Genomic DNA, 15,014 nt, shown 5'->3' on the forward strand with positions numbered 1-15,014 from the left:
GGAGAAGATGATGGAACCCTTGATCGCCCTCGTCGCCGTCACTCTGGCACTGCTCGCCGCAGGCGCAGCGGGTGTGCGCCGGTTTCGACCGTGGCCCGTTGCCCTGCGGGGCGGACTCGCGGCCATGTTCACGCTGACCGGCATGGCCCACTTCGTCGGAATGCGAGCGGAACTCGTCGCCATGGTCCCGCCGGCTCTGCCGAATCCCGGACTGCTGGTGACCGTGACCGGTCTGCTCGAACTGGCCGGCGCCGCCGGACTGCTGATCCGACGTACCGCGCCGTGGGCGGCAGGCTGCCTCACCGCACTGCTGATCCTGATGTTCCCGGCGAACGTGTACGCCGCCGTGGAAGGACTCTCGACGGGACCGTTCGAAGCCCTGATCCCCCGCACACTCCTGCAGATCGTCTTCCTGTCGGCGACTGTCGCCGTCGTGATCTCCTCTCTGCGAAGCCGTGCTACGGAATCGCCCTCCGAAGCCCACTCGCCCTCAGCACCCGGCGTTGCACTCCTGCCCGCACCGCGTCCTCGGTCCCGATGATCCGCACGTGCTGTCGTGCGCGGGTGATCGCGGTGTACAGCAACTCGCGGGTCAGCAAAGAGGACGCCTCACCGGGAAGAACGACGGACACCGTGTCGTACTGACTGCCCTGACTGCGGTGAATCGTCATCGCGTACACCGTCTGCACCGCGGAGAGATGCGTCGGATGAAACAGGAACGGTTCGTTGCCCCGCACGAAGGCGGCGACGAGTTCGTCGTCGTCACGCCGCACGATCACCCCGGTGTCGCCGTTGTAGATCTTCGTTTCGTGATCATTGGCCGTCACCATCAGCGGCTGGCCCGGGTACCAGCGATCCGGGTCCAGCCGCTGCCCCGTCGCCTCCCCGACCCACTCCATCGCCTGCCGCGCCCACCGCTGCACGCCGTACGGACCTTCCCGGTGCGCACACAGCAGTCGGTGCTCCTCCGAATGCCGCAGTGCAGCAGCCGCATCGCCGGACTCCGCGGAGCGGGTAACCGCGGCGGCCGTGCCCACCACGTCCGACCGCAGTGCGTCCAGGTCGTCCGGATCGTGAAACGACACCTCGGGGGCACCGCCGCCGCGCAGGATCTCGATCACCCGGTCTTCGTCCCCGTCCCGCACCGCCACAGCCAGTGTCGCGATGCCACCGCCGAACCGGCGTCCGCGGCTGAGCCGAACCACTCCGCCACGCAACCGGTCGCGTTCTCCGGTACTCAGCGACGCTTCGAGGGGGTCGTCCGCGGCCTCCAGGTCCGCTCCGACCACCCGCGCGAGCACAGGATTCTCGGTTCCCGACACCGGCCGCGCCACCAGATCCGCGAGAACCGCGCCCGCGTCGACGGACGTCAGCTGATCCGGATCGCCGACGAGCACCAAGTGGGTGTCGGGGCGGACGGCCTCGAGCAGCCGGCACATCATCGTCAACGACACCATCGACGTCTCGTCGACGACGATCACGTCGTAGGGCAGATGATTGTTCGCGTTGTAGCGGAACCTGCTGCCGCGCCCACGCTGCCACCCCAACAGCCGATGCAGCGTCATCGCATTCAGGTCGGGCGGCAACCCGAGTGCGTCGGATTGCTCGTTCACCGCCTCCTGCAACCGCGCCGCGGCCTTGCCGGTGGGGGCGGCGAGCGCAATGCGCCGCGTCGGCCCCGGTTGCCTCGTCAGCAGCGCCAGCACCCGGGCGACGGTGTGCGTCTTGCCCGTTCCTGGTCCGCCGACCACCACCGACGTCCACTGTGTGGCGGCCACGGCGGCGGCGATCCGTTGCCGATCCGGTGACGGGGACGGCGTCTCGACGTCGTGCTGGTCGCGGAACAACGCGTCCAACCCGTCGCGCAGCGCCTGCTCGTCGACGAGGGGCTGCCCGACGGCACGCTGGTCGAGGACCCGCCGGATGGTCGCCTCCTGCCGGAAGTACCGGTCGAGGTAGAGCAGCCCGCCCTCCGCGGTGTCGACGAGCCGCAGCGGTCGCAGAGGCCCCTTCGAACCACCCGTGATCAGCGGGCTCCGGCGCAGCGCCTCGACGACGGTGTCGTCGTCCGGCCACGGCAGCGCGTCGAGGTCGACCTCGGACTCCTCGTCGACGGTCACCTCCCGGATCCGCGTCAGGTCCAGGCACACCGAACCGGCCCGCACCGCGCGCACCGCCAGCGCCGTCGCCAGCACGACGTCTTCGGACGATTCGCCCCCGAGCGCCGACAACCGCAACGCGACGTGCACATCCGCGGCGGCGAGCACCCCGGCCTCGTTGAAGATCCGCAGCCTTCCCTTGCCGCGCTGCGCCATCTGCACCTCGGTCACGGCGCTCCCTCGGGATCGGTGGCCGACCCGGACAGCAGATCGGACAGTTCGGTGATCAGCGCGGCGGGCGGTGCCCAGTCGAAGACGCCGCAGCCCAGTGGGGTGTCGGGCCCGACCATGCCGCGGACGAACAGGTACTGGACGCCACCGAGGTGCACCGACGGATCGTAATCCGGTTGCCGCCAGCGCAGATAGCGATGCAACGCAACGGAATACAGCAGTGCCTGCAGCGGATAGTGCGACCGCAGCATCTCGGCGGCCATGCTGTCGCGGGTGTAATGGGCGGTGGTCAGCTCACCCTGCGCGAGGCGGTTGGTCTTGTAGTCGACCACGACGTATCGCGGCCCGGGCAGTCGCAGCACCGCGTCGATGCTGCCGGTGAGATATCCGCGTAGCGGCGTCGGTTCGAGTGTCTGCACGGCGTCGGCGTACGACTGCAGCGGATCGCCGTCCGGAAGGTGTGTGCGCAGCAGTCTGCCGAGTCCGTCGAGCATCACGGTCAGCGAGGGCGTGTCACCACCGGCGAGGGGCAGTTCGAAGTCGAGTTCCGCCAGCAGGTCTGCGGGTGCGAGTTCGGCGAGTGCCCGCTCGGCCCCCGCACCGAGTGGCGTCCGCAGCACCGGCACCAGCGCGGTCGCCAGCTGGACGGGGTCGATGTCCGAGAGGGTCGACCCGATCACGTCGCGGCAGCACCGCAGCACCTCCTCCTCCAGATCGGGCGCTGCGGTGTCGACGATCTCGAAGACGGCGTGGACGAGCGTGCCGAACGTCGCGCCGCCCGGGAGTTCGTTCATCGTCGACGGCACACCGGTGGTGACGTCGACCGGTGCCTGCAGCGGCGGTTCGTCCGGCTCGTCCGTCTTCTCGTCGACCTCCGCTTCGCTCCCCACGGCGGGCGCGTCGTGCGCGGAGGCGGTCAACGCCGAATACGACGTGCGACGCCAGCGCGTGTCGAGCAGCCGACGGAACCGTGCGGCTTCCAGGTCTCCGCTGGGCTCACGCTGCGGCGTCCACCCGACCGGCGCGATCGGTTCGGAACCCACCGCCTCGACCGTCACCGTCTCCGGGGCCGTCGCGCCCCACGCGGACAACCGTTCCGCGACAACCGGATCCTCGGGAACGGTGACCTTCTGCGGTACCTCCCGCTGCCCGGGCGGCCGCCCGAGGATCATCCGGTGCAGCGGCGCTCCCGCCGTCGTGAACGCCGGCGCCCACCACACCACGAGCCCGCACATCGCGCGGGTGACCGCGACATACAGCAGCCGCAGCTCCTCCCCCGCCTCTTCCGCGTCGTGCCGGTTCCTGCGGTCCGCGTAGCCGGGGCTGCCCGGACCTCCGACGTCGAGGATGCGCCGCCCGTCGTCGTCGTGCAGGAGCAGTTTGCTCGGCTTCGAGATCTTGGCGGCGTCCCAGGCGTAGGGCAGGTAGACGAGCGGGAATTCGAGGCCCTTGCTGGCGTGGACGGTCGCGATCTGCACGGCCGCGGCGTCGCTGTCGAGTCTTCGGCTGCGATCCACCCCGCCCGAGGCCGGGTCCTTCATGCGTTCGGTGAGCCAGCGGGTGACCGCCGTCAGACCGAGCGACTGCTCGACGGCGGCGCTGTTGAGCAACTGCGCCACGTGCCGCAGGTCGGTGAGTGCCCGCTCGCCGGCCGCCACCCGAAGCAGTCTCGCCTCGAGGGCGGCGACCGCGGACAGTCGTTCGAACAGGGCCGCGAAACCGGACTGCGCGAACACCGCACCGAGTTCGCGGAGCTGCCCGCCGACCTCCGCGACGATGTCGTCGCCGCGGGCATCGAGTTCCTCGGCCGTATGTCCGAGCAGCGGCGTGAGGGCCGCCAGCCGCACCCGGTCGGCCCGGTGCGGTTGCTCGATGGCCTGCAGGATCCAGAGCCAGTGCTGCGCAGCCGGTGTGGTGAAGACACTGGCCCCACCGGCGAGCACGGACGGCACACCCGCCCGATCGAGAGCGTCGTGGACCAGCGTGATCTGGGCGTTGGTGCGCACCAGCACGGCGATGTCGCCGGGTTCGACGAGTCGGGCGCTGCCCCCGACGTCGAGCGTCGCACCGCCGTCGAGGAGGGCGACGATGTCGGCGGCGAGGTCGGCGGCGATCCGCTTGCGGAGTGGCCCCACCGCGGGATACCCCGATTTGTTGATCGGCCCCGCACCGGTCCGGGGCAGATACCGCAGCCTCAGCGGCGCGGCGCCGGTGAGGCGCGACTTGGGCCTCGCACCGTCGACGCGGTGCACCACGATCTCGGGATGCCCGAGCGCGGCACCGCCGTGAAGATACTCGAGGCCGTCGAGGAGTTCCTGATCGCTGCGCCAGTTGGTGGTCAACTCCTGGTGCCGGTCGGCCGACCGCACCGCATCGAGGTAGCTGAGCACCTCCGCCCCGCGGAACGCGTAGATGGCCTGCTTCGGATCGCCGACGAGCACCAGCGTTCCGTTGCCGTGGAAGGTGCGGCGCAGAATGTCCCATTGCAACGGGTCGGTGTCCTGGAACTCGTCGACGAGCACGACGCCGTACCGTTCGCGGACCCGCCGGCAGGCCGCCGCACCGTGCTCGGGGTCGCTGAGGACGCGGTGCAGGAGCATCGGGAGATCGTCGAAGTCGCGCAACCCGACCGCGCGTTTGCGCCGCTCGACCTCGGCGCGCACCGCCTCGGCGAACGCCACCCGGTCCCCGGCCGGGGTGCCCCGCGCGCCTTCCGGGGCGAGCACGGCCTGCGGGTCGAAGATGGCGGCCCGGGCCGCGGCGGTGGCCTCCGCCGGAGTGAACGGCGCGACGTCGACGCGACTGTAGGCCCGCAGGTACAGGTCGTCGATCACCTCCGTCGCGAGGTCTTCGGCCGCCTCGACGAGCACCGTGTCGGGGTCGCGCTCGCCGGCGATGCCGAGTCCGTCGAGCATGCGCTGGCAGAAGCTGTGCGTGGTGACGATGGTGGCAGCGTCGAAGTCCGACAGTGCCTGCAGCAGGCGCCGGCGTCGCAGCGTCACCTCCTCGGCGTCACCTCCGGCGAGATGCCGGATCAGGTGATCCGCGCTCAGGCGCGCCGCCGCCGGATCGGCCAATGCAGCTGCGGCCGAACCGAATCGCTCGCGGGTGCGTTCCCGCAACTCCTGCGTGGCCGCCCGACTGAACGTGACCAGCAACAGCTGCGACAGGTCCACGCCGCCCTCGGCTACGAAGCGAGCGGCCAGGCCGACGATCGCGTACGTCTTGCCGGTGCCGGCGCTCGCCTCGAGCACCGTCGTCCCCTCGGGCAGCGAGCCCAGCAGGTCGAACCCTCTCGCGCCGTTCACGGCTGCGCCAGCGTCTCGGCGGTGAGCAGCGGCGCCCACAGTTGCCGGGCGTAGTTCTCGATCGTCACCGAATCACCGAGCACGTCGAGCCCCGGAGAAGCCCCGTACACGTAGGTGATGTGCCGGTCGCGTGAATCACCGAAATCACTGCTCCACTCCTTCCGGGCCGCCTCGATCGCCTCCTCCACGCTGCTGCCGCCGTACCGTCGTTCGGCGTACGCCGCCGACGCCCCCGTGGCGATCGGCAGCGGGGCGTGCAGACCCAGATCCCGCAGTTCGACCAGGCGGACCAACTCCTCCACCGGGTTCTCGGGCACCGTCAACGTCGAACGCCACGCCGGACGGCTGTACGCCCCCCGGCCGGTCGTCACGGCAGTCCAGTCGCTCCCACCGTCGGAGGCCGCCACCGCCAGCAACTGCGCCCACGCGGCGAGGCGGTGCTTGGGACCCAACCGGGAGTACGTGGTGCTCGCGATCACCGATCCGTGCACACCGCCGACGGTTCCGGTGAGTCGCCGACCGGAACCGAGGTCGACGTCGACGTCCACGGTCTCCGCGCGGCCGACGTGCACGGACCCGCTGACCGCGACGAGCGACTCCACCGCGTGCTCGATACCCCCGAGCACCGACTCCCCCAACTTGAACGGTGGCAACGTACCTCGGCGCCACTCCGCGGCGCGGAAGTCGGCCAGTTCGACTCCCGCCAGCCTCGCGAGGAGCATCCGCTGTCCGAGATCCCACCGGGCCAGCGGATCGGGCGACACATCCACACTGTCGGCGAGGTCCTCGTCGACGTCGGGAACCCGCAATCCGAGCCGTTGCCGCAGAAACGCCTGCGTCGGATGCACGAGGAACGCGATGAGGTCGGCGAGATCGACGTCCCCTGGCTGCGGCGGCACCAACGGCGCGGGCAGGAACTCGGGCTCCGGTTCGGGCGGGTGCTGCGCGGCGCGGGCACCGGCCAGTGCCGCCCGGTCGAAACTGAACGGGCGATCCGGCCGGAAGTTGCGGGCATCGAACGGCTGCAACGGATGCCGGGTCACGATGGCGGGGAGAGCATCACTCCCGGCGGTGGCCGCCACCGCGTCGAGCAGCTCGGACAGCGGGATCGCCGGAGGCCGGGTCATACCGGTGACGGGATCGGCGCCCGTGTAGAACAGCAGGAGTTTCTCACTCGCCGACATGACGGCGTCGAGCAGCAGCTGCCGATCCTCGCTCCGCGGATCACGTTCGCCGAGCAGAGGATTGCGGGCCAGCACGTCGTCGCCGTCGACACTCACACCCCGCGGGAACACTTCGTCGTCGAGACCGAGGAGGACGACGACGCGGTGCGGCACCGACCGCATCGGCACCATGGTGCACACCGTCAGCTCCCCCGTGCGGAAATTCGCGCGGGTGGGACGGCCCGCGAGGCGGGCGGCAAGCATGGCCCGCACGTCCGACAGCCGCAGGACCGCGTCGCCGCCGTGCTCCATCGCGGCCCCGAGTTCGCGGCGCGCCTGCGCCAGTTGCCACGTGTCGGCGGCGCCGACGTCGACGAGAAGGTCCAACGCCCGGGTGAGGGCGCCCGACCACGCCGCGACCGACTGCGGTCCGCCGAGTCCGCGCAGCGCGACGTCGAGTCGGTCGACGAACTCGGCGAGCCTCCCGGTGAGATCGATGTCGGTGCTGTCGACGTCGTCGAGCGGAAGTGCGAGGGCGAGCCATTCGCCTTCCGACTCGTCGGCCGCGGCGCCGAGCAGGATGCGGTCGAGCGCGGTGGTGAACGTGTTCTGCGGGAAGTCGCCGAGACCGAACGCGGTGCGCTGTCGCGGTCCGATTCCCCAGCGGGCGCCCGTCGCGGTGGCCCACTCCCGGATCCGTTCGAGGTCGTCGTCGCCGAACCGGAATCGCCTGCGCACGGGGGCGGCCGCCGACAGGTCCAGCACCTGACTGGCCGTGACCCGCGCGTCGGCCAGTTCGAGGAGAGTCGACACGACCGCGAGAACCGGATTGGTCTGGTGCAGGGCACGGTCCGCGAGGCGGACCCGCAGTCGGTGACCGGGATGCCCGAGCACGTCCTGCCCGAACGCCGCGCGGATCAGCGGGGCGTACGACTCGACGTCGGGGCACATCACCAGCACGTCGCGCGGTTCGAGACTCGGATCGTCCTCGAAGAGGTGCAGGAGGCATTCGCGCAGGACCTCCACCTGGCGGGCCGGCCCGTGGCAGGCGTGCACCTGGACGGACGAGTCGGCCGTGCACTCGGCGAGGACGGGCGCACGGTCGTCCCTGACATCCGCCTGCAGGCACCCCAGCAGGGAGTCGCGCGGCGCAGGACCCTCGTGGTGGACGTCGTCGACGTCGAGGCGCGTCAGCCTGGACTCGAGTTCGCGAACGTCCCGCGCCAAGCTGGAGAGCAGTGGGTGGGCGACGGCCAGCGCGGAGTGGTCGTCGGCGCGCGCGAGCACGCCGTCCGTCGAGGCCAGGGCAGACCACATCGCCGGGCTCGGATGCGGAAGCCACAGGTGCACATCACGATTGACGGCGAGCGCGGCGAGGACGGCGATCTGATCGGTCGCGAGGCGTGTCGGGCCGAACAGCGAGAGCCGGCCCGGGAGTTCGACGAGGTGCGGTTCCTCGCGCAGTCGGTCGCACGCGGAGTCGAGCCGCTCGGCAGGCGCCGGGGTGCCGATGCGCGCGCGCAGCCGCCGCCACAGTTCGGCCTGCCAGAGCAGGTCGTCGTCGAGCGGACCACCCGCGCCGTCGGTGTCGCGGCCTCCGGCCCAGTCGACCAGCATCGCGGGCCGCTGAGCGCCGTAACTCCGGAACAGGTCGGTCAGGTGTGAGGCGGTGGCGTAGCGCCGGCCCGGCCGGTGATCGTCCGGGTTCTGGTCAGGGACGCCGTGCCCGAGATGCTTCGCGAGAACAGCACACCAGGGTTCGCCGAGGCATTCGTCGACGACGTCGAGCAGCGCCCACAGCAGGCGCGACGGAGCCCACGGGTCGTCGTCGGCCGACACCCCGGTGGCCGCCGCGAGAGCCTCGTCGACGAGCCGGGTCGGCGACGGGAAGTCGATGTTCGCGGCGACACCGTCGCCGAGGCCGGGGCGCGCACCGAGCGACGTCGACAGCCGCTGCGTGAGCCAGCGCTCCACACCCTTCGCGGGGACTGCGACGATCTCACGGGCGAACGGATCGGACAGCGGGGTCGCGAGCACGTCGCCGAGTGCCGACGCGAGGGTGGTGGAACGCTCGGCGCGATGCAGTACGAGCACGTGGCCTCCCTTCGCTCCCCAACTCCGGTCGGCTCAGACTTACCACAACCCACCGACTCGGGAGGCCACTCCGCAGGTGAGTGGCAAAGTGTGCCGGGGCACGCTTTGCCACTCACGTCAGCGGCCGGGGCGGGCCTGGGTGAGGTGCGGGACCCAGCCGTGGGTGGGCCACTTCTTCAGACCGACCTTGGCGGGGACGATCCGCTTGTTCACGAACTGCGACGCCAGTTCGGTGTCGGATTCGCCCGTGAACCGCCACAGCGACGCGTCACCCGGCCTCGCCACGGACGTCCACGACTTGGCCCGGTACGCGGCGCGAACGATGTTGTCCGCGAACACGATCACCGGGATGTCGTCGGTGTTGCGCACCGCCGCGCCGGCGGCCCACGCGCCGCGGGCCAGTTCGTACACCTGTTCCGACGTCACGCCGCGCCGGGAGGCGGCGGGCACCTCGAGCACGACGCAGGGGGTCGGGAGATTCGGCACCGGTTCTGCTGCGTACTGCAACACGAGGTCGTCGACGGGCACCGCGCGATGCTCTCCTGCGCCGCCGGCGAGATTGGCGAGGACGGCACCCTCGTTCAACCCCAGCGCGCCGACCACGCCGTTGCGCACGGCGTCGACGACCCCGACGCCGGTGGCGTCACCGACCCGATGCGCCACGATGTAGTGCTCGACCTCGTGACCGGAGTCGAAGATCTCACGGATGCGGGCGATCGTCGCGGCCTTCACCTCGGCGCCGTCGGTTTCCGTATCCTCGAGCGTCTGCCGGTGCTCGTTCTCGGCCAACGCCTCCCACACGTAGCCGTACACCCGCGTGCCCCGCCCCGTTCCGACGTAGAACACCGACCTGCTGCGGGGATCGAGCAGCGCGTAGACGTAGGTGCCGAGTTCCTCGCCCACCCGTTTCGGGAACGGCTGCGGCGCGTGGCGGGTCTGATACACCTCTTTCAGGATCAGGCGCAGCGCCGCCAGTTTCAACGCGACCGGGACACCGCCCTCGATGCCGTCGAACAACGCGGTGGCCGCGCCCTGCACCGAAGAGAAGGTGTGACCGATGTGCCGTTCCAGTGACTTCGTGACGTCCGCGAACTGCGCGAACCGCACCCGGGGGTCGGGGGACGCGTTGTCGTGATCGTTGGACGCAAGGAAGGTCTGGACCTCGGCATTGTCGAGCCAGCGAGAAGTGATGTCGATCGGGATCGTCCAGACGGTAGCCATGCCCCTACCGTAAGGGAAAAGTTCGGTGAAGAACTCGGACGACTAATGCACGGGGCGATTCGAACCCTTTCGACGTACCACCCCGTGCGGGAAGATGGAGTGGTACCCATTCCGACGCAGGTTGGGAGAACATTCATGACAGCACCCAGCTACTCCACCCGCACGGCCGTCGACATCGCCGTCGGCATCCTCATCGGCTTCCGCGGCTGCTCCGAGAACGACGCGTTCACCGAACTCGCGGAGACGTCCCGGCAACACAAGGTCGCCCTGGCGCGCACCGCCCGCGCGTTGATCGCGTTCAGCCAGACTCACCATCACGACCTTCCCGCGTCCGATCTCACCGCGGCGGCTCTGCAGTGGAGTCACGCCACTCCGTACCGCGGCGCCTTCGGCACGGCGGCGTGAGGCCGATGTGCGGTGAAGTCTGAGAATTCTCCGGCTTCCGCGGCGCGACGCCCCGCAACCCTTCAGACTCGATGTGAGACCGAACGACCTGCGCACCGAGATACGAAGAGGTAACTGAGTTGACGATCCGCAAGATCACGGTTGCCGCGGTAGCGATCGCCGCAGCCCTCACGATGTCTTCCTGTGGTTCCGACGAGCCGGCCGGCCCGAGCGCGACCACCACGTCCACCACCGCGTCCGCGGCCGCGACCACGGACGATCTCGTACTGCCCACCGCGGCCGAGCTCAACGCCCTGCTGGCGAAGGGGCTCGACCCGGCGACTCCGCTCGAGGAGAAGATCGCCATGGTGGAGGGGTCCGAGCAGGATCCGAACCTGTTCAATCAGGTCGCCGCCGCCTCGCAGCAGGCGGGTGCGCAGGTGCAGGTGCTGGACCCGGTGATCGACAACGGCGACGGCAGCGCGAGCGCGCAGCTGCAGTTGACGATCAACGGTCAGGTTCAGCAGAACACCCTGCCCGCCATCTTCGTGCCCGGCGAGAACGGCACGTGGAAGCTGTCGAAGGCGACGGCGTGCTCGATCGTGGCGATCGCGCAGCTGACGTCGCCGGCGTGCCCGCCCGCCTGATCCCGCACCCCGATATCAGACCCCTTCCAGGGCTTCCCCGATCTCCTGGACGGCCCGGTTGTGCTGATCGGTGAGCAGGATGTGTCCTGCCGCGATGGTCACCGCCACCGGCCATTCGATGATCTCGACGGCCGCGAGCAGGCCTATCGCGGCGAAGAACGCCAACTGCTCGGGACGGGGAAGCGGCACCCTGCCGAGGACCGGTAACTGCACCGCGAAGCTGCGGGCTTCCCGCACCCGCTGAACGGCGTCGCTCTGCGACTCCGCGTCCGACGTTCGTTGGGCCATCGTTCGTCTCCCTTGTCCGTGCCGTTTTCCTATCCGCCACCTTGATCGCGGACCGTTGCAGGCGTGCTGAGTTCCGTCGCCCAGACCGCTGTCGGTGTGTTCTCCGCTGCCGGGGACCCGTTGACCGGGGCGGTGACCCGGGTGCTCACCCCGCCGCTGCGGGAGGTGTACGCCGTGCTGCTGCGGGCGGGCGTGATCGAGATCGTCGACTGATCGCCCGCCAGCTTTTCCAGCAGTCCCGGGGCGAGGACGGCGGCCGCGGTCGCGGCGCCCGCGCAACCCAGCGCCTGGGCCCAGCCGAGCGGCCCGAGCGGGGTGCACCCCAGGAGCTGGCTGACGCCGGGAGTGCTGACCATGACCGTGAGCGCGACGAGTGAACCGCCCGCGGTGAGCACGACGAGCGGGCTCCGCGAATCGATGAGCGTCTGCCCCAGCTGTGTGCCGACCAGTGCCACCAACCCGACCGTCGATGCCCGGCGCTGCCGGCCCGTCACGCTGGCCAGTGCCCACGCCGTCGTCGCGCCTGCCGCGGTGGCCGCGCCGCGGATCGCGACGGTCCGCCACAGCGCCGCACTGTCCGGGCCGCGTCCCTCACCCCGGGCATCCTCGTTGGGCGGACTCACCGCGAGGGCGGCCGCAGGCAGGGCGTCCGTGAGCACGTTCACCAGCAGGAGTTGGCGCGCGGTCAGCGGCGACCGTCCGGCGATCGCGCTGCCGACCAGGGCGAACGCCACCTCCCCCGCGTTTCCGCCGAGCAGCACCGACACTCCCGCCTGCACCCGCCGCCACAGCTGACGGCCCTCGTCCAGGGCGTCGAGCAGCGCATCGACGCGACCGTCGAGCAGCACGACGTCCGCGGCGCTGCGGGCGGGGTCGCTGCCACGGGAGCTGACTCCGATGCCCACGCTGGCGGCCCGGATGGCCGCCGCGTCGTTGGCGCCGTCGCCGACCATGGCGCAGACGTGCCCCACCCGCTCGAGGGTCTGCACGATCTGCACCTTGTTCTCCGGGGACATGCGGGCGAAGACGACGCACTTCTCGACGGCATCTTCCTGACCCCGGTGCGACAACGTGTCCCAGTCGGTCCCGGTGATCACCTGCTCGGGCGACACCGACAATCCCAGTTCTCTCGTGATGGCGGTCGCGGTGACGGGGTGGTCGCCGGTGATCAACCGGACGCCGACCTGTCGCCGTTCCAACTCCGGCAGCAGTCCGGCCGCTTCGGGGCGCGGGGTGTCGGCGAGCCCGAGCAGTCCGACGAGTTCCAGTCCGCTGCCGCAGAGCTTGTCGAGTACCGCGGTGTCGTCGGCGGCGCGACGCGCCTGGAAGGAGGTGACGGTCCGGCGGGCGACGGCGATGACGCGCAGCCCGTCGGCCGCCATGCCGAGAACGGTGGTGTGGATGTCGTCGGCGTCGATTCCTGTGCATGCCTCCAGCACGGTCTCCGGCGCACCTTTCAGCGACAGGTGCGTCCCCGACAGCGCGGCGGAGTACGACCGCCCGGACCGGAACGGGAGATAGGTGTGTTCGCCGTCCTCCTGGGGGAGGCCCGCTGCCTCGGCGATCGCGGCGTCGGTGGCGTGCGCGGCCGGACGTCCGTCGGGTGTCACCGCACTGCGGGCCGCGCAGACGAGCACCTCCTCGCGTTCGTGCCCCGGTTGCGGGACGACGCTGACCACCCGGAGCCGGTTCTCGCTGAGGGTGCCGGTCTTGTCGAAGCACACCACGTCGACGCGGCCGAGCGCCTCGACCGAACGCGGCGCCCGCACCAACGCGTCCGACCTCGTCAGCCTGCGTGCGGCGGCCTGCTGCGCCAGCGTCGCGACCAGCGGCAGGCCCTCCGGAACCGCCGCCACCGCGACTGCGACACCACTGGTGACCGCCTGCCGCAGTCCGGTGCCGCGCAGGAACCCGACGGCGGTCACCAACGCACCGCCTCCGACGCTGACGGGCAGCACCCGGTCGGTGAGGCTCCTGAGCTGCGCCTGCAAACCCACGTGCGACGCGCTCGCGGGAGTGAGTGCGCCGGCGCGCCCGGCTTCGGTTGTCTCGCCCACCGCGGTGACGATCGCCGTCGCCGTGCCGGTGAGGATGGTGCTTCCCGCGAACACCATGCAGGCGCGTTCGCTGAGCGGTGCACCGGGGGTGGGCGCCGTCTGCTTGGCCACCGGCAGCGATTCGCCGGTGAGCGAAGATTCGTCGACCTCGACGCCCGTGGACTCGAGCAGCCGGCCGTCGGCGGGCACCACCTCGCCGGGACCGATCTCGATCACGTCCCCGGGCCGCAACCGCGAGGCGTCCACCTGCTCCGTCACCCGATGTTCCGGGACGCCGACGACGCGGTGTGCGGGCGGATCCCCCGCCGCCAGCAATCGGTTCAGCAGGCGTTCGGCGTGCAGACGTTGCACGGCCGACAGCGCGGCATTGCCGACGAGGACGGACCCCACGAGCACCGCGTCCACCGGCGACCCGAGCAGAGCGCTCGCCGCCGATCCGGTGGCGAGGACAGGGGTCAGCGGATCGGACAGCTCGGTGCGCATCGCCCGGCCGAAATCCCAGGCCAGCCCGACCGGCCATGCGGTGAGTCGCCCGACCGCCTCGACCGGGGACAGCACCAGGTTCACCGAACGACGCCGGGAGCCGTTCGTCTCCTCTTCCTCGCGCGCGGGCAGCAGGCGGCGTACGTCCGGCACCGGCATCTCGTGCCACGCGTGGACCGGGGCCGCGGCCGGAACCGGGGCCCGCAGCACTCCGCGCGCGAGGGAATGCCCCGTCCACACTCCGGCCGCCGCCCCGACCGTCACGGGTCCGGGTCCGCGGCCGCGCACTCCCGGCAGCATGAGGAGCGCACCGAGTATCGACGACGCCGTCGCGATCTCCACGCCGCGCCGGCTCGCGGTCCTCGCGTCCGGCAGCGACCGCAGTACCCGCCAGGCCACGACGAGATCGTCGACGAGAAGATCCGCCGGCCAGGGCGGTGGGGCATCGTCGACGAGAACGCCGATGCCGACGTCCGCGGCGGCCAGGGCCTGCGGCGCCCGGCCCGCGAGCACCGCGACGGTCGCGCCTTTCGCCTGCAGTGCCGCGACGGCGTCGCGGAGGTCCGCGTCCGGTGATCCGCTCGAGGGGAACAGATCGTCGAAGGCCGAGCGGAGACCGCCGAGGGTGTCCACGTCCACCGACACCACCTGCGCACCCGACGTTCGGGCCTGCGCGAGCACGGCCGCCGCGTGCGGGTGGTGGGCGGGCGTCACGAGCACGGCGGCGTCGTCGTCCTCGGCCGCCGTGGCGAGATCACCCGGAAGCTCGCCGAGACCGTGCCAGCCCGCCCCGAGAGCTCCGGCGTCCATGGCGGATCGGGCGGCCTCCCACACCCGGGTCCGGTCGGAGTCCCGGACCGCGCGGATCGCGCTCACCCGAAGTTCGACCGTGTGCAGAACGGTGGGGTCGACGACCACCGCGTCGACCCGGTCCAGGCAGCGCAGCGCACCCGGACGCAGCGCAAGCACGCCGTGGCGATCCGCGAGTCCGCGGCCGAGCGTGGCGGCGAACACCTCGCGGGCGGTGCGCGCCGCCTTC

General features: G+C 71.1%; 9 protein-coding genes. 3 read left to right on the forward strand and 6 right to left on the reverse strand.

Annotated elements, in window-relative coordinates:
* The first annotated feature begins 10 nt into the window (after nucleotides 1-10).
* A complete protein-coding gene (locus RJ1_RS15735; RefSeq protein ID WP_073361352.1) occupies nucleotides 11-541 on the forward strand; it encodes a DoxX family protein in 531 nt (176 codons plus the stop codon).
* Here RJ1_RS15735 and recD read toward each other — a convergent pair.
* From recD to RJ1_RS15755, 4 genes are all read right to left on the reverse strand, one after another.
* Nucleotides 459-2,330, reverse strand: a complete 1,872-nt coding sequence (recD, locus tag RJ1_RS15740) for an exodeoxyribonuclease V subunit alpha (RefSeq protein ID WP_073361316.1) — start codon at nucleotides 2,328-2,330, stop codon at nucleotides 459-461. The genes RJ1_RS15735 and recD overlap by 83 nt on opposite strands.
* A complete protein-coding gene (locus tag RJ1_RS15745; protein ID WP_240319758.1) occupies nucleotides 2,327-5,638 on the reverse strand; it encodes a UvrD-helicase domain-containing protein in 3,312 nt (1,103 codons plus the stop codon). The genes recD and RJ1_RS15745 overlap by 4 nt, the downstream gene beginning before the upstream one ends.
* Nucleotides 5,635-8,895, reverse strand: a complete 3,261-nt coding sequence (recC, locus tag RJ1_RS15750; RefSeq protein WP_073361319.1) for an exodeoxyribonuclease V subunit gamma — start codon at nucleotides 8,893-8,895, stop codon at nucleotides 5,635-5,637. Before recC ends, RJ1_RS15745 begins: the two co-directional genes overlap by 4 nt.
* Before the next feature lie 117 nt (nucleotides 8,896-9,012).
* Entirely contained in the window at nucleotides 9,013-10,116 is a 1,104-nt protein-coding gene (locus RJ1_RS15755) for a GIY-YIG nuclease family protein (RefSeq protein ID WP_073361321.1), read from the reverse strand.
* A 135-nt stretch (nucleotides 10,117-10,251) separates the two neighbouring features.
* On the opposite strand from RJ1_RS15755, the gene RJ1_RS15760 reads away from it, so the two are divergent.
* Nucleotides 10,252-10,521, forward strand: a complete 270-nt coding sequence (locus RJ1_RS15760; RefSeq protein WP_073361323.1) for an ANTAR domain-containing protein — start codon at nucleotides 10,252-10,254, stop codon at nucleotides 10,519-10,521.
* Nucleotides 10,522-10,640: 119 nt separating this feature from the next.
* The gene (locus RJ1_RS15765) at nucleotides 10,641-11,147 is read left to right on the forward strand and encodes a WKL family lipoprotein (RefSeq protein WP_073361325.1); all 507 of its coding nucleotides are present in this window, start codon (nucleotides 10,641-10,643) and stop codon (nucleotides 11,145-11,147) included.
* A gap of 15 nt (nucleotides 11,148-11,162) precedes the next feature.
* On the opposite strand, the gene RJ1_RS15770 is transcribed toward RJ1_RS15765, so the two are convergent.
* Nucleotides 11,163-11,435, reverse strand: coding sequence for a hypothetical protein (locus tag RJ1_RS15770; RefSeq protein WP_073361327.1), 273 nt, complete (start codon nucleotides 11,433-11,435; stop codon nucleotides 11,163-11,165).
* A 29-nt stretch (nucleotides 11,436-11,464) separates the two neighbouring features.
* A partial coding sequence (locus RJ1_RS15775) for a cation-translocating P-type ATPase (protein WP_073361329.1) occupies nucleotides 11,465-15,014 on the reverse strand: 3,550 nt, incomplete at its 5' end.

The organism is Rhodococcus jostii NBRC 16295 (assembly GCF_001894825.1).
Lineage (GTDB): Bacteria > Actinomycetota > Actinomycetes > Mycobacteriales > Mycobacteriaceae > Rhodococcus_F > Rhodococcus_F jostii.

Bases quoted from the DNA above. Each gene is read 5' to 3' on its own strand.
- RJ1_RS15760 (WP_073361323.1), top strand. From the start codon at position 10,252: ATGACAGCACCCAGCTACTCCACCCGCACGGCCGTCGACATCGCCGTC.
- RJ1_RS15735 (WP_073361352.1), top strand. From the start codon at position 11: ATGGAACCCTTGATCGCCCTCGTCGCCGTCACTCTGGCACTGCTCGCC.
- RJ1_RS15770 (WP_073361327.1), bottom strand. From the start codon at position 11,435: ATGGCCCAACGAACGTCGGACGCGGAGTCGCAGAGCGACGCCGTTCAG.
- RJ1_RS15755 (WP_073361321.1), bottom strand. From the start codon at position 10,116: ATGGCTACCGTCTGGACGATCCCGATCGACATCACTTCTCGCTGGCTC.